The 26,071-nt window shown below is 66.8% G+C and carries 17 protein-coding genes; 4 read left to right on the top strand and 13 right to left on the bottom strand.

The window, feature by feature from the left end; all coding sequences use genetic code 11:
- Nucleotides 1-20: 20 nt before the first annotated feature.
- The 8 genes from recD to pdxA all read right to left on the bottom strand — a co-directional run bounded on the left by recD (nt 21) and on the right by pdxA (nt 14,570).
- On the bottom strand, nt 21-2,228 hold the full coding sequence (recD, locus tag H146_RS0106130; protein ID WP_019950986.1) for an exodeoxyribonuclease V subunit alpha: 2,208 nt from the start codon (nt 2,226-2,228) through the stop codon (nt 21-23).
- A gap of 27 nt (nt 2,229-2,255) precedes the next feature.
- Entirely contained in the window at nt 2,256-2,555 is a 300-nt protein-coding gene (locus tag H146_RS0106125; protein ID WP_019950985.1) for a type II toxin-antitoxin system RelE/ParE family toxin, read from the bottom strand.
- Nucleotides 2,555-2,842, bottom strand: coding sequence for a CopG family ribbon-helix-helix protein (locus H146_RS0106120; protein WP_019950984.1), 288 nt, complete (start codon nt 2,840-2,842; stop codon nt 2,555-2,557). Before H146_RS0106120 ends, H146_RS0106125 begins: the two co-directional genes overlap by 1 nt.
- A gap of 86 nt (nt 2,843-2,928) precedes the next feature.
- Nucleotides 2,929-6,759 (bottom strand): exodeoxyribonuclease V subunit beta, encoded by a 3,831-nt coding sequence (gene recB / locus H146_RS0106115; protein ID WP_019950983.1) that lies wholly within the window; start codon nt 6,757-6,759, stop codon nt 2,929-2,931.
- Nucleotides 6,756-10,388 carry an exodeoxyribonuclease V subunit gamma gene (recC, locus tag H146_RS0106110; protein ID WP_019950982.1) on the bottom strand — a complete coding sequence of 1,211 codons (3,633 nt, stop codon included), beginning with the start codon at nt 10,386-10,388 and terminating at the stop codon, nt 6,756-6,758. The genes recB and recC overlap by 4 nt, the downstream gene beginning before the upstream one ends.
- Nucleotides 10,389-10,521: 133 nt before the next feature.
- Nucleotides 10,522-11,466, bottom strand: coding sequence for an NAD(P)-dependent oxidoreductase (locus H146_RS0106105; RefSeq protein WP_019950981.1), 945 nt, complete (start codon nt 11,464-11,466; stop codon nt 10,522-10,524).
- Between the two features lie 28 nt (nt 11,467-11,494).
- Entirely contained in the window at nt 11,495-13,237 is a 1,743-nt protein-coding gene (locus H146_RS18610) for a glycerol-3-phosphate dehydrogenase/oxidase (protein ID WP_019950980.1), read from the bottom strand.
- A gap of 316 nt (nt 13,238-13,553) precedes the next feature.
- Complete coding sequence (pdxA, locus tag H146_RS0106095; protein WP_019950979.1) at nt 13,554-14,570, bottom strand: 4-hydroxythreonine-4-phosphate dehydrogenase PdxA; 1,017 nt, start codon at nt 14,568-14,570, stop codon at nt 13,554-13,556.
- A 175-nt stretch (nt 14,571-14,745) separates the two neighbouring features.
- Here pdxA and H146_RS0106090 point away from each other — a divergent pair, with 175 nt between their 5' ends.
- Nucleotides 14,746-15,699 carry a cyclase family protein gene (locus H146_RS0106090; protein WP_156826718.1) on the top strand — a complete coding sequence of 318 codons (954 nt, stop codon included), beginning with the start codon at nt 14,746-14,748 and terminating at the stop codon, nt 15,697-15,699.
- 63 nt (nt 15,700-15,762) lie between these two features.
- Here H146_RS0106090 and H146_RS0106085 read toward each other — a convergent pair whose 3' ends face one another.
- From H146_RS0106085 to typA, 5 genes are all read right to left on the bottom strand, one after another.
- Complete coding sequence (locus H146_RS0106085) at nt 15,763-18,876, bottom strand: efflux RND transporter permease subunit (RefSeq protein WP_019950977.1); 3,114 nt, start codon at nt 18,874-18,876, stop codon at nt 15,763-15,765.
- Nucleotides 18,873-20,060, bottom strand: coding sequence for an efflux RND transporter periplasmic adaptor subunit (locus tag H146_RS0106080; protein ID WP_019950976.1), 1,188 nt, complete (start codon nt 20,058-20,060; stop codon nt 18,873-18,875). Before H146_RS0106080 ends, H146_RS0106085 begins: the two co-directional genes overlap by 4 nt.
- 230 nt (nt 20,061-20,290) lie before the next feature.
- Nucleotides 20,291-20,923: a peroxiredoxin gene (locus H146_RS0106075; RefSeq protein WP_019950975.1), complete on the bottom strand. Its 633-nt coding sequence runs from the start codon at nt 20,921-20,923 to the stop codon at nt 20,291-20,293.
- Nucleotides 20,924-21,117: 194 nt separating this feature from the next.
- Entirely contained in the window at nt 21,118-21,441 is a 324-nt protein-coding gene (locus tag H146_RS20200) for a hypothetical protein (RefSeq protein ID WP_019950974.1), read from the bottom strand.
- Between the two features lie 96 nt (nt 21,442-21,537).
- Entirely contained in the window at nt 21,538-23,370 is a 1,833-nt protein-coding gene (gene typA / locus H146_RS0106065) for a translational GTPase TypA (protein ID WP_019950973.1), read from the bottom strand.
- 227 nt (nt 23,371-23,597) lie between these two features.
- On the opposite strand from typA, the gene H146_RS21280 reads away from it, so the two are divergent.
- The 3 genes from H146_RS21280 to H146_RS21845 all read left to right on the top strand — a co-directional run bounded on the left by H146_RS21280 (nt 23,598) and on the right by H146_RS21845 (nt 26,058).
- Nucleotides 23,598-23,792, top strand: coding sequence for a hypothetical protein (locus H146_RS21280; RefSeq protein ID WP_156826717.1), 195 nt, complete (start codon nt 23,598-23,600; stop codon nt 23,790-23,792).
- 70 nt (nt 23,793-23,862) lie between these two features.
- Complete coding sequence (gene glnA / locus H146_RS0106060; RefSeq protein WP_019950972.1) at nt 23,863-25,269, top strand: glutamate--ammonia ligase; 1,407 nt, start codon at nt 23,863-23,865, stop codon at nt 25,267-25,269.
- Between the two features lie 240 nt (nt 25,270-25,509).
- The gene (locus H146_RS21845) at nt 25,510-26,058 is read left to right on the top strand and encodes a DUF4124 domain-containing protein (protein WP_019950971.1); all 549 of its coding nucleotides are present in this window, start codon (nt 25,510-25,512) and stop codon (nt 26,056-26,058) included.
- Nucleotides 26,059-26,071 lie beyond the last annotated feature (13 nt).

The following is a 26,071-nucleotide window of genomic DNA, read 5'->3' as shown; positions in this document are numbered from 1 at the left end:
TCGCCCGAGCAAGAGAGCCCTCATCCCCCCAACCCACTCACCCGCATCACTCTCCGCTGCGCCGCGTCCATCAGCTGGCCGCGGCCGGTTTCCACCAGCGTCAGCCAGCGGCGGGCGCGGGTGATGCCGGTGTAGATCAGTTCCCGGGTGAGGATGGGGTTGGGGGCGTCAGGCAGTACCAGGGCGGCGTGGGTGAACTCGGAGCCCTGGGATTTGTGCACCGTCATCGCCAATACCGTTTCCACTGACTGTAGCCGCGAGGGCAGCACCCATTTGATACGGTCGGTGCCGTCATTGGCGGGGAAGGCGACGCGCAGCAGTCGCCGACCGTCGTCGCTGTTGGCGGCGTCCGGATGGGGCACCTCGAGGGTGATGCCGATGTCGCCGTTCATCAGCCCCAGGCCGTAGTCGTTTTTGGTGACCAGCACCGGGCGGCCGGCATACCAGCGCTGGCGGCCCTGCTGGCTGTCAATCAGCTTTTCCCCCTCCAACGCCTGGCGCACCCGCTCGTTCAACCCCTCCACCCCCCAGGGGCCGCGCCGCAGGGCGCACAGCAGCTGAAAGTCGCCATGGGCGGTCAGCACCTGCCGCGCCCAGTGATCGAAGGCTTCCTGAGGGGCGCTATCCGCCGGGCGCTGCTCGGCCATCACCGAGAGAAAATGGCGGTAGCCCATCGGCGCTGTAGTGGTGCGACCGGCAGCGGGGAAGTGTTCGGGGCTGCCGGTGACCGCCAGCCGCGCGAGGCCGCGCTCGTCGTCGTTGGCGAGCTTGAGGTGTGACAGGTCCGCGTATCCGTGGTTGAGCACGTCACGGATGGTGTGGCGTTTTGCGGCGGCTTCAAAGTCCGCGTTGATGGCGGCCGCCAGCTGGCCGATGCCGCTGTCGGCGGTGAAGCGGTGGCTGACGCGCAGCATGGCGATGGCCTGGTCGAGCGGCTCGCCCTCGGCATCGAGCGTCGCCGGCGGCAGCGCCTGGCCGGTGGCCTGTACGAGCCATTCGGCGGTGGCCGGGGTGTAGTGGCCGCCCTCGGCACGGGCGCACAGGTCGCCCAGCACGGCGCCGGCTTCCACCGAGGCGAGCTGGTCCTTGTCGCCCAGCAGCACCAGCCGCGCCTGCGGCGGTAGCGCGTCGAGCAGCGCGGCCATCATGCCCACATCGACCATGGAGGCTTCATCCACCACCAGCACATCCAGCGGCAGCGGGTTATGGCGGTGGTGGCGAAAACGTCGGGTATCGGGGCGCGAGCCCAGCAGCCGGTGAAGCGTCGAGACCTCTGTCGGAATGGCCTCGCGCAGTCGCTCGGCGTCGTCGGCGAGGCCATCGAGCGCGAGTGTCGCCACCTGCCCGGCGATGGATTCGTTGAGCCGGGCGGCGGCCTTGCCGGTGGGGGCAGCGAGGCGGATGCGCAGCGCCCGTGGCCCTTCCGGTTCGCCATCCGCCTGTGCAGGCGGGTTGGCGCTCAGGGCGCGCGCCTGCAGCAGCGCCAGCAGACGTACCACGGTGGTGGTCTTGCCGGTGCCGGGGCCGCCGGTGATAACCGCAAAGCGCGCGCGCACGGCCAGCGCGCAGGCGGCCTTCTGCCAGTCGAGCGGGGGGCCGGCATCGTCGTGATCGGCAACCTCCGGCTGTGGAAAAAGGGCGTCGAGGACGGGGCGCAGGCGGGTCGCGTCAGTGGCGGCGCGCGCTTCGGCCGGCAGGGCGTCGTTATCGAGACGCTCGACAATCCGGGTGTGGATATCCTGCTCGTATTGCCAGTAGCGGCGCAGGTAGAGCCGCGGCCGCTCGCGGCTGCCGGCGAGTACCAGCGGAGTGCCGCCGGGGCCGCTGGCGACCAGTTCGGGCTGCGTCAGCGCCGTGCGCCAGCTATCGAGATCGAGCCCGGTCATCACCCGGCTCGGCAGCGGCGGTGGGTCTTCGAGGCTATCGCCTTCCGGCGGCAGCGACAGCGCGAGATCCGGCGTCGCCAGCGTCTGCGCCAGGTCGAGGCAGACATGGCCGCGCCCCAACTGGTGGCTGGCCAGCGCGGCCGCCAGCAGCAGCAGGGGCGGTGCGTCCGGTACTTCGCGGTGCAGAAAGGCGGTGAAGGCGCGGTCAAGCCGGCGCAGCCAGCCCCGTGCCACCCAGCGGTCAAGCAGGGCGAACAGCGTTGGCGTATCGCTCAGGGCGCGCTCTGGCGTCTGCTGCAGGGTGTCGGGTGGCGCGGATTGCGGCGTTGGTGGCATTGTCATGCGCCGTCCTTGTGCGAATGTTGCCTATCAGAGGCTATGGTCCCCGGTTCGGGAGGGCGGCCACTGGCGAGCTGCATGCACCACATTCAGGATGCGTATCTGTTCACTCGCAAGCTCATAGATGAGTATGTAGTTGGGGTGAACGACGAGCTCTCTGGTTGCCGGCACCCTGCCCGGTTTCCCGCCTTCCGGATGATGGAGGAGCCAGTGCGCTTTTTCTGAAATCAGTTCATCCAGCGCCAGCGCTGCCAGCGGGTTTTCCGGCTCGATAAAGTCGTAAATATCGTCACGGTCCTTTATCGCCTCCGGCGTCCAGACCAGCGCCACTACCCGGATTTCTCAAGGCGGGCGCGAGTCGCCGCACGGCGGGCTGCAAAGCGGGCCTCGACATCGTCGGCCGGAACAAGGTGGCCGACTTCTGCCGAGGCGCGTGACTGCTCTACCTTAGCCATCAACCAGGCATCATACTCCTGCGTCTCCTGCTGCTGTGCCACATAGTGGCGCATAAAGTCGCGCAAAAGCTGTGCTCCGGTACGGTCATGGGCCCTGGCGGCGCTGGCAAATTCTGCTTTCAGCGCTTCATCGACTCGAAAGGTGAAGGTTGCATCGCTCATGGTGTCGCTCTCATGTGTTACAGGATACTTGTAGGGTAGCACAGCCGAGGATAGCCCATGGCGGGCGACAGGCAATATCGACATCCTCATGCGGCGGTCTCCTCGGCATCGCGAAACAGGGCGTCGAGGGCGAGAATCAGCGCGCTCGGCGGGCGTTCGGCGTGCACGCCGCGGGAGGGCGCCTGGCTGCCGCGCAAAAAAACGTAGAGCGCACCGCCCAGCTGGCGGTCGATGTGATAGTCGGGCAGGCGCGTTTTCAGCAGCCGATGCAGCGCCAGCAGGTAGAGGCAGTACTGGACGTCATAGCGTTTTTCCAGCACAGCGTCCTGCATCGCCGCTTCGCTGTAGGCGGCATCGCTCATGCCCAGGTGGTTGGATTTCCAGTCGATGACGTGAAAGCGCCCCTCGTGCGCCGCCACCAGGTCGATGAAGCCCTTGAGCATGCCGTTGAGCGTGTCGGGCTGCAGCGCCGGTCGCGGCCGGCGGTCCAGGGTGTGGGCGCTGATCAGTTCATCCAGCCGGCGGGTGTCCACGCGGTGGGCGGCGAACCAGAACTCCAGCTCGATCCGGTAGCTCTGCAGTGCGTCGAGGCGCAGCGGTGTCGGGCTCTCGGGCACCGGTAGCGGTGTGGCAAGCAGCGCCGGCAGCCAGGCCGACAGCGCCGGTATCTGCCCCTCCCAGCCGCGCCGGTTGGCGCGCCGGGCGAGGCCGTCATCGCGCTGTTCGGCATCGGCGGCGACGCGGGCAAAACCTTCCCGGCCGGCCCACTCCAGCAGGCCGTGCAGAAAGGTGCCGGCGGCGGGCCCGCGCGGGAAACGGTGTAGCGCGCCCTCGCCGGCGGCGGTGCCGCTGTCCCGGGGCGCGTCGGTCACCGGCTCGTCAAGGACTTCCCGCGCGTTGGCTTCGTCGGCGGTGGTGGGCTCGGCATCGGCCCGGGCGTCGTCGCGCTCTTCCTGCGGCGTGGCACCGCTGTGCAGCGCCGAGTAGCTGGCGATCCACCAGTGTTCGCGAATTCTGCGGCCGGGGCTGCGCGCTTCGCCCGGCGGGGGGGCGTCGGCGTCAAGGCGCACCGGCTGCGGGTCGGGTGTCGGGGCGTCGATCACCGCCACGGCGTTATCCGCGGCGTCGTTGCCACTCGCCAGTGCTTCCAGCGTCGGGCGCAGCCTCTCCGGCGGCAGCGGTGCGCCGCCGCCAAGCAGATGGCCGATAGCGCTGCGCTCGATCTCCTTCAACGGCGCCAGCCCCAGCCAGGTGGCGTGGCGGGCGCGGGTCAGGGCGACGTAGAGCTTGCGCAGGTCCTCGCCGAGGCGTTCGTGATCGGCGTGCGCCAGGCTTGTCTCGTCGGCGCGCAGGGTCAGTTGCAGGTGGCCCGCAGCGTCGTGCCAGCGCAGCGGCACGTCGCTCTCCTTCACGGCGCGGAAGGTGGCGATAAAGGGCAGAAATACCAGCGGATACTCGAGGCCCTTGGCCTTGTGGATGGTGACCACCTGCACCAGTTCGGCGTCGCTCTCCAGCCGCAGCCGATGGGCGTCGGAGGGCGTCTGCGGCCGCGCGCGGGACTCGGCGAGAAAGCGCAGCAGGGCGTGCTCACCGTCGATCTCGGCGCTGGCTTCCTGCAGCAGCTCGCCCAGGTGCAGCAGGTCCGTCAGCCGCCGCTCCCCCTCGGCCACCGCGAGCAGCCGGCCGGGGACGGCGAAGTCGGCCAGCAGGCGGTGCAGCATGGGCAGTACGCCGCGCTGCCGCCACTGGCGGTGGTAGTCGCGAAACTGCATCACGCGCGCCTCGCGCGCCAGCTCGTCCTGCTGATCGTCGCCGCCGCCCAGCACATCGAGTTCGGCGAGGCTCAGCCCCAGACTCGGGGTGGCCAGGGCGGCGTTGAGAGCGCGCTCGTCGTCCGGGGCGGCGCAGGCGGCCAGCCATATCTCCAATTCCAGCGCGGCTTCGGTGTCGAAGACGTCCTCCTGATCGGAGAGGTAGACGCTGCGGATGCCGCGTTCGAGCAGCGCGGTGCGGATGGCGCGGGCCTCGCCGGCGTTGTTGACCAGCACGGCGAGATCCGACGGCGCCAGCGCGCGCAGGGTATCGGGCGCGTCATCATTGGCGGGCGCAAACCCCGTGCGGCCGGCCTGTCCCTCGCGCAGCAGGGTCGCCATCTCGGTGGCGCAGCGCTCGGCCAGTTCACTCAGGTAGGCGTTTTTCGACAGCGGCGTGACGCCGGCATGGTGCCACAGCGTCAGCGCCGGCTGGGGCGCTCCCCGGCGAGTGAACACATCGCTTGTGCCCCGGGCGTCGACCGGGTTGAAGGGCACCGGGTTGTCGTCGCCCCGGCGGAACAGGAAAGCGCCGGCGTCGTGTCGGGTTTCGGCGTGGGTGAACAGCCGGTTGACCGCGGCGACCATGGGGGCCGCGGAGCGGAAGTTGGTGCCCAGGGTAACGTGGCGGCCGGTGGTATCGTGCCGGGCCTGTAGATAGGTGTGGATATCGGCGCCGCGAAAGGCGTAGATCGCCTGCTTGGGGTCGCCGATCAGCAGCACGGCGCTGTCGTCGCGGTTCTCTGCCAGCCGGTAGACCCGGTCGAAGAGCCGATACTGCAGCGGGTCGGTGTCCTGGAACTCGTCGACCAGCGCCACCGGAAACTGCTCGCGAATGCGCCTCGCCAGCGTTTCGCCGGCTTCGCCCTCGAAGGCGGTATCCAGCCGCTGGAGCAGGTCGTCGGGGCCCAGCTCGGCGCGGCGGCGCTGCACGCTGTGGCGTCGCGCGGCCATCCACTGCACGGCGTGGGCGAGCAGTTCGGCGTAGGGGGCGGGGAGTTCGGCGAGCCGGGCCCGCAGCTCGGCCAGCGCTGCCAGGGCGGGTAGTTCGGGCGCCGGGCCCGATTTCCAGATCTCCGCCAGCCCGTCGGGTGTCAGGCGCTGCCAGGCAGTCTCGGTCAAATCGGGCGTCGTCTGTTCGGGGTCACCGGCCCACTGGCGCAGGGCGCCGATCCAGTTGGCGCGGCTTTTGACGTTGAGTTTCTGGGCATTGAAGGCCTTGCGTTGGGCGGCATCTTCCAGCGTCGCTTCAAGCTCGTCGAGCCATGCCGGCCACGGCGCCTTGAGTTCGGCCAGCGCGCTGGCGTGCTGCTGGCGGTAGTGGGCCAGCGCTTCTTGCGGCGGTCGCGCCGTGGGCAGGGTGGCGGCGTGGCCGTGCAGCCGGGCGGCGCTGTTATGGAGCGCGTCCGGCGTTTGCCAGTAGCCGGCGACAATCGCCAGTGCCTCGGGGTCGAGGTCGTAGTAGAAGGTGCGCCAGTAGTCGCGGGCGATCTCGAGCTCCATCTCCGACTGGTCGAGCGTCAACTCGAGGGCGAACAGGCTGCCGCTGTCGAAGGCGTGCTCGCGCAGCATGCGGTAGCACCAGGCGTGAATGGTGGAGACCGCCGCCTCGTCCATCCATTCGGCGGCCAGCTGCAGGCGCCGCGCGCAGGCCGGCCAGCTGTCGCGGGGGTAGCTGTCGCGCAGCGCGATCAGCGGGTCGCCGCCCGGCGTTGCGGCCTCGGACGCGGTGTTGTCCACAGCCGGTTGGGCGAACAGGTCGCCCATCGGCGCGTTGTCGTCCGCCTCTGCGCGCGGCATCTCGGCGGAGAAGGCGGCGGCGGCCTGTACCAGCCGGGCTCGAATGCGCTCGCGCAGCTCCTGGGTGGCGGCGTTGGTAAAGGTGACGACGAGGATTTCCGGCGGCGTCAGCGCCCGGGGGAAGTTGATCGTGTCATGGTCGTCGCGCTGCCCGAGCACCAGCCGCACGTAGAGCAGGGCGATGGTGAAGGTCTTGCCGGTGCCGGCACTGGCTTCGATCAGGCGGCTGCCGATGAGTGGCAGCGCCACCGGGTCGAGGCGTGGCGTGGCGGCCTCCCGTGGCTGCCTGGAGTGGGCTGCCGTCATGGCGCGCCTCCCTTGCCGCGACGGCTGTTGCCGCCGCGTTTGACGGTGTCATGCAGCGGTGCGTAGAGCGCCGCGCACAGCTCGGTGAAGTGTCGGCCATCGGCACGGTGGCGCATCAGTCCCTCCAGGTGGCGCCACTGGCGGGCGATATAGGGGTCGCGCTCACGTTCGCCGCTCTTGTGGTCGCTGCCTTCGAACTCGCTGCGTGCCGCACGCCACGCCTTGAGGTCGGCGTCTTCTGCTGTCGACTCGTCGCCGAAAAGTCGGCCCATGGCGTTGTCGTCGCCGCCCTTCTCGTGCCAGGCGAAGGCGGTGTCGCGGGCCAGCGGCAGCGGGGCGCGCATGCCGCTGTACCAGGCGCTGGCGATGGCTTCCAGGTGGGCGCGCGCGGTGGCGGCGTCCAGCGGCGGCAGTTGGCCGCTGCCGGCGCGGGAGAGCAGTACCGTGGTCATCGGTCCAACGGCGAGCTGGCCGGCCAGATGCGCCACCCAGGGCGCCAGCCAGTGCTTCCAGTGGTATTTCTTGTCGCGGATCAGGCTGCTGGTCATCAGCACCAGCCGACAGTGTTCGCCGGCCTCGTTGCGGCGCAGGCTGTCCAGCCAGTCCTCGAGCTGCAGCGGCCCGGCGCCGGTGTTGAGCGTCAGCGCTACGGGGGTCGGCATGTCGAGGGCGTGGGGCCAGGCCCGGCGCTTTTCGGCGTAGTCGCTGAACAGCGTATCCAGCGGCGCCACCAGATCGTCGCGCATGCGCTCGGCGAAGCCGCCCATGGCAAGCGCGCCCTCGCGCTCCAGCCGCGCCAGAGTGCTCTCGACCGCGGGCATCGGTGCGTCGCCGCTGTCCACTGCGCGGCGTCCGGCTTCGATCAGTGCCTGCTGCAGCTGCCAGCGCGTCAGGCCATCGAGGGCGAAGGGTTCGTGATCGGGGCTCTCCTGCACCTCGCGCTCGAAATAAACCCCGAGCCGGGTGGTAAAGAAGGCTTTGGCCGGATCGCGCAGGAAGTCGGCGAGGCGTTTAAGCGTCAGCGCGGTGGCCAGCGTCGGCGGCGTCAGCGCGGGCGCCTCGGCGCGGGCGGCGGCCGGCTGATGCACCGCCTGCCACTCGTGGGCGTAGGTGAACAGTGCCGTGTCGCCGGCGAAGTAGCGGCGGCTGAACGGCTGCAGCGGGTGCTCGGTGGTGAGGGCGTCGACCAGCGCCGCGCCGCTGTCGCCGTCGTGCTGGCCGCCGGTTGGCGCGGCGAGCTGCCAGCTGCTGGCGATATGGTCGCGCAGCTGGCCCAGCAGTACCGAGGGCGGCCGTGGTGTGTTGTCGTGAATGCTGCGGCCGACCCAGCTGATCGTCAGCCGGTCGCGGGCGGAGAGCAGCGCTTCCAGAAACAGATAGCGGTCGTCCTCGCGGCGCGAGCGGTCGCCGGGGCGGTAGTCGCGGCCCATCAGATCGATGTCCAGCGGGCGCTGGGTGCGCGGGTAGTCGCCGTCGTTCATGCCCAGCAGGCAGACGTGGCGAAAGGGGATGGCGCGCATCGGCATCAGGGTGGCGATATTGACCGCACCGGCCAGAAAGCGCTGCGACAGGTGGTCGTCATCGAGCTGGCCGAGCCAGTGCTCGCGCACCACCGACAGCGGCAGCGCTTCCTGCAGCCCGGCATCCTCGGTGGTCTCCTGCCAGCTCTCCAGCAGGGTTTCCAGCCGGCTCAGGGTGGCCAGATCGGCCTCATCCTGTGCGATGAAGCAGTCGCTCAGCAGGGTGCGCAGCCGCTGGCACCAGGTGGGCACGTCGGCGGGCTCGGCAAGGGCGCGCCACTGCGCTTCGAGTACGTCGAGCAGGTCCATCAGCGGGCCGGCCAGCGCTGCCTCCAGGCCGCCGATGTCGTCGAAGGGTTCGATGCCGTGCCACGGCCCCTCGGCGCCGCTGTCAGGGGTGCTGCTGCCCACCGCGTAGCCCAGCAGCAGCCGGCGCAGGCCGAAGGCCCAGGTGTTGGCGCTCAGCCCCTCGGGCAGGTCGAGGCGGGCGCGCTGCTCGGCGTCCAGCCCCCAGCGAATGCCGGCGCCCTCGATCCAGCGGCGCAGTACCGGCAGCGCCTCGGCGTCCAGCTCGAAGCGCTCGCGCAGGGCGGGCACCTCCAGCAGGTCGAGCAGGTCACTCACCGTCAGCCGCGCCTGGGGCAGGTGCAGGAGCGACTCCAGCGCCACCAGCAGCGGCTGGCGATGGCGGCGGCTGCGGTCGGAGAGCGTAAAGGGAATGTGGCGCGGGTCGTCCGCTGCCAGGCGGCCGAACACCGCCTGCACGGCGGCGGCGTAGGCGTCGATATCCGGCACCATCACCAGCACGTCGCGCGGGCGCAGCTCGGGGTCGGCGTCGAAGGCGGCGAGCAGCTGATCGTGCAGAATCTCCACCTCGCGCAGGGCGCTGTGGGCGATATGAAAGCGCAGGCTGGGGTCCGCGGCCGGGTCCACGGCGGGCCACAGCGCGCGGCTCTCGTGGGACGGGCGCAGTTCCAGAATATCGTCCTGCAGCTGCTGCAGCAGGCCATTCGGGCCGTGGTCGAGGGGGGAATCGAACAGGTCGATACGCAGCGCCTCGGCGTCGAACAGCGCCCGGTAGTCCTGCGCCTCGTCGAACTCGTCGAGCAGACGCAGGTAGTCGCGGCCCTGTTTGCCCCACGCCGCCAGCAGTGGCTGGGCGTGAAGGTGTAGCTGGTTATCGTCCACGTCAGTGGGCATGCCGGGGCGCTGGTGCTGGCGCCGGCGCGCGGCGCGCAACAGGTCCTTGTGCTCGATGATGTCCGCCCAGTAGTGGCGGCAGGGGTTGTGCACGAACAGCAGCACCTGGGTGACCTTCGACACTGCGGCAAGTGCCTCCAGCGTCTGGCGCGGCAGCGAGGAGATGCCGAACACCACCACCCGGCGGGGCAGATCGGCGGGGCGGGTCTCCTGCGTCAGCTCGCGGCACGCCGCCACAAAGCGGTCATGCACCCAGGCGCGGCTGGCGGCGAGGCCATCGGCGCCCTGTCGTTGTGTAATGTCATCGCACAGGCGCCGCCACAGGGCCGGCTGCCAGCATTGATCGGCGGCCAGTGGTCGGGCCTGACCGCGGGCGTCGATCAGCTCGTCGCGGCCCTCGGCCCAGACGGTGAGCCAGTCGGCGCGGTAGACCTGATACTGATCGAACAGATCGGCCAGCCGTTCGGCGAGCTGGTGGCGCTTGCGCAGGTCGTCATCGTCGGCCAGAAAGCGCGCCAGTGGCGCAAAGGTGGGGTCATCCAGCAGTTCCGGCAGCAGGCGCATCAGCCGCCACACCAGCCGCGGCTTGTCGAGCGGCGACGCCTGCGGCACGGCGCCTTCGCCGTCGCGCTGGGTGAGCACTGCGCGGTAGGCCTGCCACAGATAGCGCGCCGGCATGGGCATCTCCATGGCCGCGGCGATACCCGCCCCTTCGGGGGGATCGGCGGCCAGTGCCAGCTTCAGCCACTGGCTGATGCCGTTGCTCTGCACCAGTACCACCTCATCCTCCAGCGGCCCCAGCGGGTGGCCGCGCAGCCACTCCACCGCCAGATCGCGCAGCGCCTCCAGCCGATTGCCGTGGATCACCATGAAACCGGGGCGGAGTTCTGGGCCTTGAAGCAGGGGCATGGCACGTCCTTGCGGGGCTGGAAGAGGCCTTTATGGTGCCGCAAATCTTTGGGGGGTTAAATGCGGCTCGGCTCTTCTGGCGCCACGACGCCATGTTGTGGTCCAGCGTTCCGGGCCACGGCAGAGCCGGGAATTAACCCCTCACCGGCGTGACCATCTCGCGTCCTTCGTCAAACGCCTTCAGGTTGTCGACGACCCGCTCGATGGTGGCATCCAGCGCCTGCGGCGAGAGGCCGGCGGTATGGGGCGTCATCACCAGTCTTTCCAGGGTTTTCATCGCCGCGGGAATCTCCGGCTCGCTCTCGAACACATCGAGCCCGGCGCCGGCGATGCGCTTTTCACGCAGCGCCGTGATGAGTGCCTCGCTCTCCACCACGCTGCCGCGCCCCACGTTGATGAAGGTGCCGCGCTCCCCCAGCGCCGCCAGCATACGGGCGTCGACCAGGTGGCGGGTGTCGGCGCCGCCGGGCAGGGCCGCCACCAGCACGTCGGCCTGCTGCGCCACGGCCAGCGGGTCGCGCTCGTGGCGCCACGGCAGCTCGGTTTTCGGGCTGCGGCTGTAGTAGACCACCGGCATCGAGAAGCCGTAATGGGCGCGGTGGGCGATGGCGCGCGCTATCGCGCCCATGCCCAGCAGGCCGAGAGTGGCGCCGTGCAGGTTGGGCGCGCTGCGGCGGATCGCTTGCCACTCGCCGGCGCGCAGGCCGGCGTCGCCTTCGCGAATGCGGCGCAGGCTGGCGAGCATCAGGGCGAAGGTGTGATCCGCCACCGTTTCGGCGTTGGTGCCGGGGCCGTGGGTGACGTGAATGTCGCGTGCCCGCGCGGCGGCCAGGTCGATGTTTTCATGGCCCACGCCCTGGGCGCAGATCAGGCCGAGCCGGGGCAGAGCATCCATCTCCTCGGCGGAGAAGCCGATGGTGCCGATGGTCAGCACCGCGCGGATACGCTCGCCGTATTCGGCGATCACACTGGCGCGGCGTTCGGCATCTTCGGCCATATGGACGTTGAATCCCGCCTCGGCGATTCGCGCCTGATGGCGGCGCGAGAGGGCGGTAACGACCAGCAGGTCAAGGGGCATGGGCAATATCCTCTACGAGCTATGATGTCTACCAGTTCAGCGTCTCGAAATCCCCTTCCTTGCTCTGCGGCGGCTGCGCTTCATGCTCGCTGGCGGGGTCGTTGGTGGCGCCCCGTGCGGGCAGCGGGCCGGCGCCGGGGTCTCGGGCGATGCCGTTGGTAACAGGGTGCTCGCGGAAGTATTCGTCAAAGCGCATCTGCGCCTCGTCACCGAACAGTATTTCGCACGCCTCCATCAGTCCCGCCGACTGCTGGATGGTCTGCTGGCGCGAGACGAGGCTGATCTTGGAGCGGCGGCGCAGGAAGTCCTCGAGTTTGGTGATCATCTCGCGCCGCGCTGCCTGGCGCACTTCGGCGCGAATGTACTCGGTCCCCTCGATCAGAATTTCCGCCTGACGCGGGTCCTCGCGAATGTTTTCCAGAATGCCGATGGCGTAGGCCGCGTAGCGCCGCCACAGCCGGATCGACAGCGGCTCGGAGGCGCCGGGGTCGGTGTGGTCGTCCAGTTTCATCAGGCTGGCCTGATGGAAGAACTCGTCGCGCACGGCGTCCACCGGCTCGCCATACCAGCGGTAGTCGCGAAAGCGGATATCGATGCCCATTCGGCTGACCAGTTCGGTGATCTCCTCGCCGACGTTGATGCAGTCGGTGAGCTTGCCGCCGAAGATGCTGATAAAGCCCTGGTCGATGTCGGTGTCGATCTCGTGCTTGCGCGACAGCTGCAGGAAGTCGCGGTCGTTGCCGCTGCTGTTCTGCACCGCCAGCGGCCGTACGCCGCAGCGGCTGGCGATGATGTCGTCGCGATCCAGCGGCTTGTCGAGACTCAGCCGTGCATTGATGTTGTCGAGCACGAATTTGATGTCGTCATCGTTGATGGCGGCGTGCGGGTCTTCGGTGCGGGTATCGGTGGTGCCGATGCAGGTGCGGTTGCCCATGGGGATGGCGAAAAAGAGTCGGCCATCCTCGTCGAAGAACGCCAGTACGCGGGTGTGAGGCGTGATCCGGTCGACGATCAGATGAATGCCCTTGGAGAGCACGTGGCGGTGCTCGGTCACCTTGCCGGCCAGGGCGTTGGTGCGGTCGGCCAGCGGGCCGCAGGCGTTGACCAGGGTCTTCGTTTTGAGCGTCCATTCGTGGCCGCTCATGGCGTCCTTCAGGCCCACGTGCCAGAGCTCGCCCTGGCGTTCGAAGCCGGTGGCCTCGACGTAATTGGCCGCCACGCAGCCGCTGTTCATGGCGGTGCGCACGAAGTTCCACACAAAGCGCGCGTCGTTGTCGTGGAGGAAGGCGTCGGAGTACTCGAAACAGCCGGTGGCCGGCGCGGTGTTGATCACCGGCTCTTCGCTGTTGACGGTGGACAGGCTCGGCAGTCGCGGCGGTCTGGTGAAACAGTTGCCGAACAGCCAATAGATCCAGGTGCCCGCCCACAGCATCAGTGGATGCCAGCGAAAGCCCTTTGTGATGGTGGTAAGAAAGCGGATCTCCTGCACCGTCGAGGGGTAGTGCTTGATCAGGTGGTTACGCGACACGCACAGTTCGCGCACCAGCTTGAAATCCCGCGACTCCATGTATTTGATGCCACCCCAGATGAGGTTGGACGACCACATGCTGGTCATGCCGGCGAAGTCGCCCTGCTCCACCAGGCCGACCTTCACGCCGCGCCCGGCCAGCGCCGCGGCCGAGACCGCGCCGTTGATGCCGCCGCCGATGATCAGGGTGTCGTAAACCTCGCCATCGGCGAGTTTTTCGATATTGCTCTGTCTGAGTTGCATCGCCTTGCTCCGCATTTCGAGACAATAGGGCGCCATGACGGGATATCCCGCAGAGGCGTTGTCATGCCGTTCAGTGTACAACCCTCTCAGTGTAAAACCGATGGCAGTCGTTGCATCAGGGCGGGCCGCTTTCAGCGGCGGAGTCTGCTGACAAAGTGTTCCAGCATTGCTGTCGGAGGGGAAAAGCCTTCCACGAGGGCGCTATCAACCCTTCCATGGGCGCTAAATTCGCCATCCCTGGCGAATAACCCTCGTTTCAGGCTGTTTCCGCTCCTCTCGGCCAGGTCTCAAGACCTTTGCGGGCGCTGGTCCGCTTTCAGTCGTGTTGCGCTGCCCGCACCATGGCCTCGGCGCAGGCCAGCGCCTCGGCAAGGCTTGCCGGGTCGGCGCGGCCCTGGCCTGCGATATCGAAAGCGGTGCCGTGATCGACGCTGGTACGGATGAAGGGCAGGCCGACGGTGATATTGATTCCCTCGTCGAGGCCCAGGTACTTGATCGGGATCAGCCCCTGGTCGTGGTACTGCGCCACGACGATGTCGAAGTCGCCGCGGCGAGCGTTCATGAAGACGGTATCGCCCGGCAGGGGGCCACAGGCGTCGATGCCCTCGGCGCGGGCGCGCTCGATGGCGGGGGCGATGATGGCCGCATCCTCGTCGCCGAACAGGCCGCCTTCGCCGGCGTGGGGGTTGAGCCCGGCCACCGCCACCCGCGGCGCCTGGATGCCTAAATCGCGACAGGCGCGCGCGGCAAGGCGAATGGCGCGCAGCTCGCTCTCTTGATTGACGGCGGCGATGGCGTTGCGCAGAGAAAGATGAATCGACACCAGCATCACCCGCAGCTCGCGGTTGGCCAGCATCATGCCGAAGTCCTTCGTGCCGGCGCGGTCGGCGAGGATCTCGGTGTGGCCGGGATAGACCACGCCGGCCAGCGCCAGCGCCGCCTTGTTGATCGGCGCGGTAACGATAGCGGCAATCTCGCCGCTCAGCGCCAGATCGATAGCACGGCTGACGTAAGCGTAGGCGGCGGCGCCGGCACGGGCATCGACGCGGCCGATGGGCAGGTCCACCGGCAGCGCCTCGCCGGTCTGCAGCACGTACAGCGCCTGCCCCTGGCCGCTGTCGGGCAGTTCGCTGGGGTGGGCGATGGTCTCGATGGCCGGCCTGAGCGCCATATGGGTGGCGGCGCGCCTGAGGATGGTGGCATCGCCGATAATCAGCAGCGGCGCCTGCTCCGGCGCGCGCGTCAGAGCGAGGCGCACGATGATCTCGGGGCCGATACCGGCCGGGTCACCCATGGTGATGGCGATGGGGGGGGCAGGCTGTAGGGCGGACATGCATGACTCCAGCGGTCGGCGGTGCAGGGGGCTCTGCTGCCGGGAATGGATACTGAAGAGAGAGTTTAACAATGATCCTGCCAGCGGTATGGCAAAGGTTTCGGGGTGACATCCCTGATGTAAGCTGAGATTGTATTCAGTGCCATTCGAATAACTTTCCCTGGAGATAACAACAATGAGGATGTTTCATTCGAGAATTGCGCATCGGAAAACGGCCACGCTTCTGATATTGGCCTGTTCATGTTTCTCCGCCCCACTGATGGCGGATGAAGATGCCCTCTGGCGGCTTTACGAGTCGTCGCTCAAGGATGCTCGTTATATTGATTTAACCCACCCCTTTGAGCCCGAGCAGCCAGTCTGGCCGGGCTTTGATAATGCCGAATTCCGTCCCGCTACAGCTGGTAGAACCATTGAGGGCTATGTTGAGAAAGGGGATGAATTTACCTATGAACAACATGGCTTTGTGGCTACGGCTTACACTCTGCCGACCGATCAGTACGGTACCCAGCTGGATCCGCCCGCGCACTGGAATCCGAACGGTGCCACGATCAGCGATATCCCGCCGACCTATGCCATACGTCCATTGGTGGTGGTTGATATCAGTGATCAGGTGGCGCAGGCCCCCGGCTATCATCTTCAGGTGTCGGATGTTGAGTCCTGGGAGGCCGAACACGGTCGTATCCCGGAGGGCAGCGTGGTAATGGTGCGTTCGGACTGGTACAAACGATGGCATGATCGCGAACGCTTCAATCAGAAACCGTTTCCCGGTGTGGGACTGCAGGCGCTCAAGTTTCTACATGAACAGCGCCATATCCTGTTTCATGGCCATGAACCGCTGGATACCGATACGACTCCCACCCTGGAGGGGGAAGCATGGCTAATGCATCATAACTATGCTCAGGCGGAAGGCGTGATGAATCTCGACAAGGTGCCCGAAAAGGGAGCCCTGGTCGCCATCGGCTTTGCCAGACCGCTGGGCGGCACGGGCGGCTATGCGCGTTATATTGCGATTGCTCCCGGCGACTGGTCTTATGGCGTGACTCTGGAACAGGCTCCCGGCGCGCCATTACCACAACAGTCGGCTCCCCTGATGCGGGATGCAAAAGGCGTAATGCGTCCCGGCGGCTGAGTCCTGTCTGCCACGCTACAGGATCTCGGCCACCTGCCTTGTCAGCTGGGCAAGGGCGCGGCGCTACTCCCGTGGCGACTCATCCGGCGTGCGCGCCTCCAGCGACTGTTGCAGCGCCCGGGCACGGTGGCCGGGCGGTTTCTGCATGCCGGCCAGCCACTGATAGGCAATGGGCACCACGCCCAGCGTCAGCACCGTGGCGCTGGCGCAGCCGGCCAGCAGGGTGACGCCCAGCCCGAAGCGGCTCGCCGAGCCGGCGCCGCTGGCGACGATCAAGGGCAGTGCCCCGGCCATGGTCGACAGCGAGGTCATCAGGATGGGGCGCAGGCGCACTCGCGAGGCTTCCAGCACCGCCTCGCGCAGCGCCATCCCCTGATCGCGCAGCTGGTTGGCGAACTCGACGATCAATATACCGTTTTTGGCCGATAGCCCGATCAGCATCAATAGCCCGATCTGGGCGTAGATGTTGAGACTCTGGCCCAGCAGCAGCAGCGCCACCCCGGCGCCCAGCATCCCCAGCGGCACGGTCAGAATCACCACCAGCGGGCTGATGAAGCTCTCGAACTGCGCCGCCAGCACCAGCCAGGTGACCGCGATGGCGATGACGAAAACCAGCAGCAGCTGGTTGCCGGCCTCGAGAAAGTCGCGAGTGGCGCCCTTGTAGTCGACCACCGCGCTCTCCGGCAGGCGCTCGTCGACGGTGGCGTTCATGTGATCGAGTACTTCCTGCAGACTGTAGCCTTCCGCGGGCTCCGCCGAAAAGGTCACCGCGCGCAGGCGGTTGAAGCGGTTGAGCGAGGAGGCGGCGGCAACCTCCTCGACTTCCACCACGTTGGCCAGCGCCATCAGTTCGCCGCTGCGGGTGCGCACCTGCAGCTCGCCCAGCGCTTCGGGGGTCAGACGCTGATCGCGCTGGCCCTGCAGGATGACGTCGTAGGACTGGCCGTCGCGTTCGAAGGTGGTCAGGCTGCGGCGGCCGAAGAAGGTCGCCAGGGTTTCGCCCACCGCCTCGGCGCTGACCCCCAACTGGCTGGCGCGGGTGCGGTCGAGGCGTACTTCGAGCTGCGGCGTGGTCTCGATCAGGTCCTGGTCAAGATCGGTCAGTCCCGGATAGCGGCGCCACTCTGCCATCAGGATGTCGCGCCACTCACCCAGGGTGTCGTAGCCGGGACCGCCGACCACGAACTCGATGCTGCTCGAACTGCTGGAGGAGAGGCCGCTGGGCAGCCAGTTGAAGACGCTCAGCGGCGAGAAGTTTGCCAGCCGTTCGCTGATCGCCCGGCTCACCTCCTGGGTACTCTCATCGCGCTCCTGCCAGGGGGCGAAGCTCAGAATCCAGCGCCCGGAGTTGACCGGACCACTGGTGCCGGGCCCCGGTATCCGCATCGAGACGTTGTCGATCAGCCCCTCGTCCTGCAGGATCGGCGCCAGCTGTTCGCCCATCGCCGCCATGCGCCGCACCATCTCCTCGAAGTTGGTGCCCTCGGCGGCGCGGGCGTAGAGGCGCAGGGCGCCGCGATCCTCGTAGGGCTCGTAGCTGGTGGGCAGCTGGATGATGGTCGCGGCGGTAACGATCACCATCGCTATAAAGCCGCCGCCGACCAGCACCGGCCGCGCCAGCATGCCGTCGAGATGGCGGCCGTAGAGGCGCGCCACCGCGCCCAGCAGCCGCTCCGCCGGCGAGCGCCGGCGGCGTTGGCCCATCGATAAAAGCCAGGAGGCGAGCACCGGTGTCAGGGTCAGCGACACGAAGGTGGAGAAGGCGATCGCCGCGGCGATGGTGACCGCGAACTCGCTGAACAGCCGCCCGGTCTGGCCGCTCATCAGGGTGATGGGCAGAAAGACCGCCATCAGCACCAGGCTGGTGGCGAGAATCGCAAAGGCGACCTGGCGAGCGCCGCGAAAGGCAGCCACCAGTGGCGGGTCACCCTCCTCGAGGTGGCGCTGGATGTTCTCGATCATGACGATGGCGTCGTCGACCACCAGCCCCACTGCCAGAATCAGCGCCAGCAGGGTCAGCATGTTGATGGTGAAGCCCAGCCACAGCAGCACCATGCCGCTGGCCAGCAGCGACACCGGGATGACCACCGAGGCGACCAGGGCAGCGCGCCATGAGCCCAGAAACAGAATGATGACGCCCACCACCATGGCGACCGCGATCGCCAGCGTTTTGACCACTTCGGTCAGTGCCGCCTCGATATAGCGGGTGTCGTCGGAGACGATGTCGATACTGAGCCCGGGCGGCAGTTCGCTTTGCATACTGTCGAGGGTGGTACGCACTGCGCGGGATACCGCCAGGCTGTTGGCGGTGCTCTGGCGGCGAATGGCGATCGATACGGTGGGTTCGCCGTTGACCAGAAACAGCTCGCGGCGCGTTTCCGGGCCGATCTCGACCCGGGCGACGTCGCCCAGGGTGACGCTGCTGGTGCCGCTGCCCCGGCGCAGCGGCAGGGCGCGAAAATCCTCGGCGCTGCGATAGCCGGTCAGCAGCCGCACGGTGAACTCGCGGGCGCTGGACTCGATGCGCCCGCCGGGATACTCGACGTTTTCGCTGGTGAGTGCGCCGGTGATGTCCTGCACGGTGATATCGCGCGCGGCCATGGCGCGGCGGTCGAGGTCGACGCGCATGGTAGGCAGCCGGTCACCCCACAGGCTGACCCGGGCGACCCCCGGCAGGGTCGCGAAGCGGTCGACCAGCAGCCGGTCGGCGTAGTCGGAGAGCGACATCGCATCCATGCTGTTGGAGCGCACCGAGAGAATCATCATCACTTCGTCGCCGCCGCCGTCCTTGCTGATTTCTGGGGCGCTGGCCTCTTCGGGCAGGTTGTCGGCCACGCCCGAGACGCGGTCGCGCACGTCGCTGGCGGCGCTGTCGAGATCGGTCTCGGTGGAGAAGGTCAGGCTGATATCGGCCTCGCCGTCTTCGCTCTCCGACTCGATGGTTGCGATGCCGCTGATGCCGGCCACCGCGTCCTCCAGCGGCTGGGTGAGGCGCGACTCCACCACTGCCGCCGAAGCGCCCTGCCAGGTCACTTCGATGGAGATCTCCGGCTCCTCGACGGCGGGATATTCGCGAATCGGCAGCTCCATGAATCCCAGGGTGCCGAACAGCACCAGCAGCGCCGAGGCGACCAGGGTGGCAACGGGGCGGGTAACGGCCAGATCGGTCAGCTTCACGGTGATTCGGCTCCGCTGCCGGTCGATGCGCTCTGCGGTTCGCCGCTGTCCTGAGCGAGGCTGCGCTGGAAGAGCAGGGCGGTGTCCAGGTGGGCGCTGTCGTCGAGCACCACCCGGCGCTCGGCGTCGAGCCGGGGCAGGCCGCTGACCACTACCCGGGCATCGGGCGGCAGGGGCGTCTCGCCACCGGGGGTTACCGCCGCCCAGCCGGGGCGGCGGGTGACGACCGCCACCGGCACGCGGCGCACGAACATGCCCGCATCATCCTCGGCCAGCATGAACACCCAGTGGCGCTCGGCCTCGCTCATCAGAGCAGTCTCCGGCACGATGCGCCGTAGCTGCGCTGGCAGCTGTACCGCTACCTCCATCAGCATGCCGGTTCTCAACCGCTGCTGCGGGTTGTCGAAGGCGGCGCGCAGCGTGAGGGTGCGGGTGTCGGGGTTGAGCCGCGGGTCGATGGCGACGATAGCCCCCTTAAAGCGCTGCTCGGGCCAGGCCGGCGAGGTGGCGGTGGCCGTCATGCCGATGGCGACCTGCCCCAGCTGACGCTCCGGCAGCGGGAAGTCGACGTGCACGCGGGAGAGCCGATCGAGGGTCACCAGCGGCGTGCCGGCACTGATCATCTCGCCGGGGCTGAGATCGGCAAGGCCCACCACGCCGTCGACCGGCGCGCGAATGGTGCGATCCTCCAGCGCCACCTCAAGGCGTGCGACCTCGGCCTCGGCGTTGTTGAGCAGGTTGCGCTGCTCGTCGAGCTGGCGGGTAGCGATCGCCCCACGGCTGGCCAGCGGCTCCAGCCGCTGCAGTTCGCGCCGCTCCTGCTCGGCCACCAGTCGCGCGGCGCGCAGCTCCTCGCGCTCCTGGCGGGCGTCGAGCTGAATCAGGATGTCGTTACGCGCCACCTGCTGGCCGCTTTCGAAGCGGATATCGGCGATGCGCTCGCTGACCAACGAGGAGATGTTCAGCGACTCGCTGGCAAGGACGCTGCCGAGGCCGCTGAGGGAGGCACTGACGTCGCGCTCGATCACCGGCGCGACGCCGACGGCGACCGGCTCGGGGGCGCGCTGCTCGGTCGGGGCGCTGTCGCGGTAGAACCACCACCACAGCACAAGCAGCGCCAGCGCGATCAGTACCAGCGCAGCGAGCCAGGCCAGCGGACGCCGGGCATCGTGGGTATCGGGCATGAAGGCGTTTTCCGATCATTGCGAGAGAACTGGGCATTGAGCATGTCAGTCAATCGACACCGGAGCGAGCCCCGAGCGCACAGGGAGGTGATTTTTTCAAAGCTGATTAAGCCAAAAGTATAGGGTCGGGGTGACGGTGCCGAGGCGGGATCGATCTCTTGTCTAAGGAGGCCTGCAACGACAACGCCCGGCGAGGCCGGGCGCTGGAGTCGCTTCCTGGAAGAGGGCGCTTACTTGTTCAGTTTGGTAAAGCGCAGGTAGGGCTTTTTCTCGTCCCAGCCCTGCGGGAAGAGTTTGGCGGCCTCTTCGTTGCTTACCGTGGGCACGATGATGACGTCGTCACCGTGGCGCCAGTTGACCGGGGTGGCGACCTTTTCGCCGTCGGTCAGCTGCAGGCTGTCGATGACGCGCAGAATCTCGTCGAAGTTGCGGCCGGCGCTGGCCGGGTAGGTCAGGGTCAGGCGCACCTTCTTGTTGGGGTCGATGATGAATACCGAACGCACCGTCAGGGTGCTGTCGGCGTTGGGGTGAATCATGCCGTATTTTTCGCTGACGCTACGGTCGGCGTCGGCCAGCAGCGGGAAGTTGAGCGCGGTGCCCTGGGTCTCCTCGATATCGCTGCTCCAGGCGTGATGCTCTTCCAGCGGGTCAACGGAGAGGCCGATCGCCTTGACGCCACGCTTGTCGAATTCCGGCTTGAGGCGCGCCACTTCGCCCAGCTCGGTGGTGCAGACCGGGGTGAAGTTCTTGGGGTGCGAAAACAGCACGACCCAGTCGTTACCGACCCACTCGTGAAAGTGGATCGTGCCCTCGGTGCTTTCCTGGGTGAAATCCGGTGCGGTATCGCCAAGTTGCAGCGCCATTTGTCACTCCTTGCTGAATCGATATCAATGACGGCCGACGGTGACCGTCGGCCGTGCCGTGGAAGTCCCTGTACGCATAATGGCGGCTACCACGGCCAAAACCAAACAACGATTTGTCCTTTTTTAATTCCTGAAAAGAATATAAAAAGGTTTTGCGAAGTGCCAAAAGCTATAATGCGGCAAGTATTCGGGCTTTAATCGTCGCCGTAGCGCAGCCAGGCACGAGCGTCATCCGGTACCAGTACCGTCTCGTTCACCGACAGCCCTTCGTGTTGATCGACGCGCCTGTCGTCATCATGGCTTTTGCGGTCGGTGACGCCGATACCGATAACCTGCGCAATGGAAGTGTCGTCCCCTTCGCGTTCCAGCACCTTGAGGCGCACGTTGGCCTCCCGGTAGCGGGCGGTGATGATGCTGCCCTTTTTGGGCTTGTCGTGTAGAAACTGGGTCAGCTCATCGTGGCTGGCGACGCTTTCGGCGCCCGGGCTGTCCCACTGGATCTGGCGTGCGTTGCTCATGGCGGTTCTCCTGCTCTGTTTTCTCAAGGATAGCAGTACACATAACGCAAAACGGCCTGCGCAGGGCAGGCCGTCATTGGTCGAAGGCAGCAGGGGTTACTTTTTCGCCCGCTTGCGCTCGTTCTCTTTCAAAAGCTTCTTGCGCAGGCGAATGTGGCTCGGCGTCACCTCGACCAGTTCGTCGTCGTCGAGGAACTCCACCGCCTGCTCGAGGGTGAAGCGCACCGGCGGGGTCAGCACGATGTTCTCGTCGTTGCCCGAGGCGCGCATGTTGTCGAGCTTCTTGCCCTTGGTGGGGTTGACCACCATGTCGTCGGCGCGGTTGTTGATGCCGATCAGCATGCCCTCGTAGACCTCGGTGCCGTGCTCGATGATCAGCTTGCCGCGGTCCTGCAGGGCGAACAGCGAGAAGGCCAGCGCCTTGCCGTCGACCATCGACACCAGCACACCGTTGCGCCGCTCGATGGTGGCATCGGGGCGGTAGGGGCCGTAATGGTCGAAGCGGCTGGTGAGAATGCCGGTGCCGGAGGTCAGCGTCAAAAACTGGCCGCGGAAACCGATCAGCCCGCGCGAGGGGATGATGAAGTCGAGGCGCACCCGGCCCTTGCCGTCCGGGTTCATGTTGGTCATCTCGCCCTTGCGATAGCCCAGCTCCTCCATGATGGCGCCCTGGTGCTGCTCCTCGCAGTCGATGATCACCTCTTCGTAGGGCTCCTGCTGCTCGCCGTCGATCTCGCGCACGATAACCTCGGGACGCCCCACGGCCAGCTCGTAGCCCTCGCGGCGCATCGCCTCGATCAGGACCGCCAGGTGCAGCTCGCCGCGCCCGGAGACCTTGAAGCGCTCCGCCGATTCGCCCTGCTCGACGCGCAGCGCCACGTTGTGGATCAGCTCCTGGTCGAGGCGATCGCGAATGTTGCGGCTGGTGACGTACTTGCCCTCGCGCCCGGCGAAGGGCGAGTCGTTGACCTGAAAGGTCATCGACACGGTGGGCTGATCTACCGTCAGGGCCGGCAGCGCCTCGACGGTCGCCGGATCGCAGAGGGTGTCGGAGATCGCCAGGTTATCGACCCCGGTGATACAGACGATATCGCCGGCGCTGACCTCGTCGGCCTGCACCCGCTCCAGCCCCAGGTGGGTCATCACCTGACCGATCTTGCCGCGGCGCGTGACGCCGTGACGGTCGATCACGGTGACCTGCTGGCCCGGTTTGACCCGGCCGCGCTTGACGCGCCCCAGGCCGATAACGCCCACGAAGCTGTTGTAGTCGAGCGCCGACACCTGCATCTGGAAGGGGCCGTCGAGCTCCACGGTGGGCGGCTCGACGATATCGACGATGGCGCGGAACATGGGGGTCATGTCCTCGGCCAGCGACTCCGGGTCTTCGCCGGCGATGCCGTTGATCGCCGAGCAGTAGATGATCGGGAAGTCGAGCTGCTCATCGGTGGCGCCGAGGTTGTCGAACAGATCGAAGATCTGGTCGATCACCCAGTCGGGGCGTGCCCCCGGGCGGTCGATCTTGTTGACCACCACGATCGGTTTGAGCCCCTGGGCGAAGGCCTTCTGGGTCACGAAGCGGGTCTGCGGCATGGGGCCGTCGACCGCGTCGACCAGCAGCAGCACCGAGTCGACCATCGACATCACGCGCTCGACCTCGCCGCCGAAGTCGGCGTGCCCGGGGGTGTCGACGATGTTGATGTGGTAGTCGTGCCAGCGGATCGCGGTGTTTTTGGCCAGGATGGTGATGCCGCGCTCTTTCTCCTGGTCGTTGGAGTCCATGATGCGCTCCTGGTTTTCCGCCTTGCGGTCCAGGGTGCCGGACTGTTGCAGGAGCTTGTCGACCAGGGTGGTCTTGCCGTGGTCGACGTGCGCGATGATGGCAATATTTCTCAGCTTTTCGATATTGCCGGAGGTCAGCGTATCGGACATAAGGCGTTTTTCACCCTGATAAATAGAACGCTTGTACGGCGAATTCACGCACGGCCCGAGTCAACGGGGCGTGCCGCCGGCGCGCAGGAAATTTGGGCAGGCATTGTATAGGCTAATACTACAGTCGAACAGCGATCATCGCGCTTGTGCGGCGCTGTCGGCGTTGTCAGCATTGAAGAGGCGGGGAAACAGTGGTTTCGTGCCGCTATGGTGCATAAAGAAGTTATATGAACTTTTTTGGTGCATTGAATGGCCTTGAATTACCCCTGAAGGCGGCCATGGCGCTGTCAAAGCGTTTTGAAAGCGACGTCAGAGGGCTGTTTTTAAAGGTCATGGCGACAGTGCGGCGGCGCGGTGCGCCACTTTGGCACGCTGCATGCATTATTCGGGAACACATCCTGGGCTGTCTGCACTGCCGTTGAGCGTGATACAAGGTTAACGGCATCTCGCCCATCCTTATCAAAGTCCAGGCTTTTCCACCGGAGGAGTAACATGTCAGAGAAAACGCTTGCCCTGATCGAAGAGAACGACGTCAAGTGGGTCGATCTGCGCTTTACCGATACCAGGGGCAAGGAGCAGCACGTCACCGTTCCGGCGCGCAGCGTGGATGCCGAGTTCTTCGAAACCGGCCAGATGTTCGATGGCTCCTCCATCGAAGGCTGGAAGGGCATCAACGAGTCCGACATGATTCTGATGCCGCAGGACGGTACCAGCTACATGGACCCCTTCACCGAAGATCCCACCCTCGTACTGCGCTGCGACATCATCGAGCCGGCCACCATGCAGGGCTACGAGCGTGACCCGCGCTCCATCGCCAAGCGTGCCGAGGCCTATCTCAACAGCACCGGGCTGGGCGACACCGCCTTTTTCGGCCCGGAGCCCGAGTTCTTCATCTTCGACCAGGTTCATTTCAAGAACGACATGAACCACGCCTTCTTCAAGATCTCTTCCGAAGAGGGGGCATGGTCCACCGACGGTGAGTTCGAAGGCGGCAACATGGGTCACCGTCCCGGCATCAAGGGCGGCTACTTCCCGGTACCGCCGGTCGACTCCTTCCACGACATCCGTAGCGCCATGTGCGCCACGCTCGAGGCTACCGGCCAGAGCGTCGAGGTGCATCACCACGAGGTGGCCAACGGCGGTCAGAACGAGATCGGCGTCAAGTTCAACACCCTGGTGCAGAAGTGTGACGAGGTGCAGGGTCTGAAGTACGTGGTGCACAACGTGGCCCACGCCTACGGCAAGACGGCCACCTTCATGCCCAAGCCGATGGCGGGCGACAACGGTTCCGGCATGCACGTTCACCAGTCCTTCTGGAAGGACGGCGAGAACATGTTCGCCGGCGACGAGTACGCCGGGCTGTCCGAAACCGCGCTCTACTACATCGGCGGCATCATCAAGCACGCTCGTGCCCTGAACGCCTTCACCAACGCTTCCACCAACTCCTACAAGCGTCTGGTGCCGGGCTTCGAAGCGCCGGTCATGCTCGCCTACAGCGCGCGTAACCGCTCCGCCTCGATCCGTATTCCGTATACCTCGAGCCCCAAGGCCAAGCGCATCGAGACCCGCTTCCCGGATCCGACCGCCAACCCCTATCTGGCCTTCTCCGCGCTGCTGATGGCCGGTATCGACGGTATCCGCAACAAGATTCATCCCGGCGAGGCGATGGACAAGAACCTCTACGATCTGCCGCCGGAAGAGGCCCTCAACGTGCCCACCGTGGCGTCCAGCCTCGAAGAGGCGCTCAACGCGCTCAAGGAAGACCACAGCTTCCTGACCGAGGGTGGCGTCTTCACCGAGGATGCGATCGAGGCCTACATCGAGCTCAAGATGGAAGAGGTTACCGCCGTACGGATGGTACCCAGCCCCATGGAGTACGAGCTCTACTACAGCGTTTAAGCGCGTGAGCGTGTAACGCCCTGCCTGATCAGCGCCCCGCGCCGGTATGGCGTCAGGGGCGCTGTCAGCGCTTCGAAAAGCCCCGCGAAAGCGGGGCTTTTTTAGTGGTGCGCCAGGCATGGCGCGCAGCGCCTTGACGGCGCTGTTCCTGAGGGTGGTGCCTCGGGATGACTCGTTTGTGTTGGTGGCGATGAGGTAAAGGATGTCAGGCTAGGGCTTTCCTGCCTGTGTGAGCTGCCCATGCCCGTCGCGCTGCTGGTGATCGTCCTGCTGTCGGTGATGTCGCTGCCCGTGGAGGGGGCGGTCTATCGGCATACCGATGCCGATGGCAATGTGAGCTGGAGCGACCATCCCGATGGGGAGGCGGTAACGCTGCCGCAGCCGGAGGTCATTGACCTGACCGGCACCCCCGACCCCGACCCCGACCCCGACCCCGACCCCGACCCCGACCCCGACCCCGACCCCGACCCCGACCCCGACCCCGTGCCCGCAGCCTTTACTCCCTATCGCCGGTTCGAACTCATGGCCCCGGGGGAGCCGCTCTCCGCCGCGCGTGGCCGGCGCGGTGTGGCGCTGCGAGTGATGCTGTCGCCCGGCCTGCGAGAGGGCCACCGGCTGCGCCTGAAGGTCGATGATCGGCACCATCAGAGCGCGCTGGCCAGCCGGGTGCTGATGGCGACCGGCCTCACCAGCGGCCGGCATCGGCTGGTCGCCGAACTGGTGGACGGGGCCGGTCGAGTGCGCCAGCGCTCGCCGGTGTTGACCGTTGAGGTGGCCACGCCGCACTGAGCTCCTCGGCGCC

Origin of the sequence: Kushneria aurantia DSM 21353 (assembly GCF_000382245.1) — a bacterium.
Taxonomy (GTDB): domain Bacteria; phylum Pseudomonadota; class Gammaproteobacteria; order Pseudomonadales; family Halomonadaceae; genus Kushneria; species Kushneria aurantia.
The sequence above is the reverse complement of the archived record's forward strand: the minus strand, read 5'-3'. Positions and strand labels throughout refer to the sequence as shown.

Excerpts from the sequence above, each read along its gene's own strand:
- recD (WP_019950986.1), bottom strand. The coding sequence starts at position 2,228 with ATGACAATGCCACCAACGCCGCAATCCGCGCCACCCGACACCCTGCAG.
- H146_RS0106120 (WP_019950984.1), bottom strand. The coding sequence starts at position 2,842 with ATGAGCGATGCAACCTTCACCTTTCGAGTCGATGAAGCGCTGAAAGCA.
- recB (WP_019950983.1), bottom strand. The coding sequence starts at position 6,759 with ATGACGGCAGCCCACTCCAGGCAGCCACGGGAGGCCGCCACGCCACGC.
- recC (WP_019950982.1), bottom strand. The coding sequence starts at position 10,388 with ATGCCCCTGCTTCAAGGCCCAGAACTCCGCCCCGGTTTCATGGTGATC.
- H146_RS0106105 (WP_019950981.1), bottom strand. The coding sequence starts at position 11,466 with ATGCCCCTTGACCTGCTGGTCGTTACCGCCCTCTCGCGCCGCCATCAG.
- H146_RS18610 (WP_019950980.1), bottom strand. The coding sequence starts at position 13,237 with ATGCAACTCAGACAGAGCAATATCGAAAAACTCGCCGATGGCGAGGTT.
- pdxA (WP_019950979.1), bottom strand. The coding sequence starts at position 14,570 with ATGTCCGCCCTACAGCCTGCCCCCCCCATCGCCATCACCATGGGTGAC.
- H146_RS0106090 (WP_156826718.1), top strand. The coding sequence starts at position 14,746 with ATGAGGATGTTTCATTCGAGAATTGCGCATCGGAAAACGGCCACGCTT.
- H146_RS0106080 (WP_019950976.1), bottom strand. The coding sequence starts at position 20,060 with ATGCCCGATACCCACGATGCCCGGCGTCCGCTGGCCTGGCTCGCTGCG.
- H146_RS0106075 (WP_019950975.1), bottom strand. The coding sequence starts at position 20,923 with ATGGCGCTGCAACTTGGCGATACCGCACCGGATTTCACCCAGGAAAGC.
- H146_RS20200 (WP_019950974.1), bottom strand. The coding sequence starts at position 21,441 with ATGAGCAACGCACGCCAGATCCAGTGGGACAGCCCGGGCGCCGAAAGC.
- typA (WP_019950973.1), bottom strand. The coding sequence starts at position 23,370 with ATGTCCGATACGCTGACCTCCGGCAATATCGAAAAGCTGAGAAATATT.
- H146_RS21280 (WP_156826717.1), top strand. The coding sequence starts at position 23,598 with ATGAACTTTTTTGGTGCATTGAATGGCCTTGAATTACCCCTGAAGGCG.
- glnA (WP_019950972.1), top strand. The coding sequence starts at position 23,863 with ATGTCAGAGAAAACGCTTGCCCTGATCGAAGAGAACGACGTCAAGTGG.
- H146_RS21845 (WP_019950971.1), top strand. The coding sequence starts at position 25,510 with ATGCCCGTCGCGCTGCTGGTGATCGTCCTGCTGTCGGTGATGTCGCTG.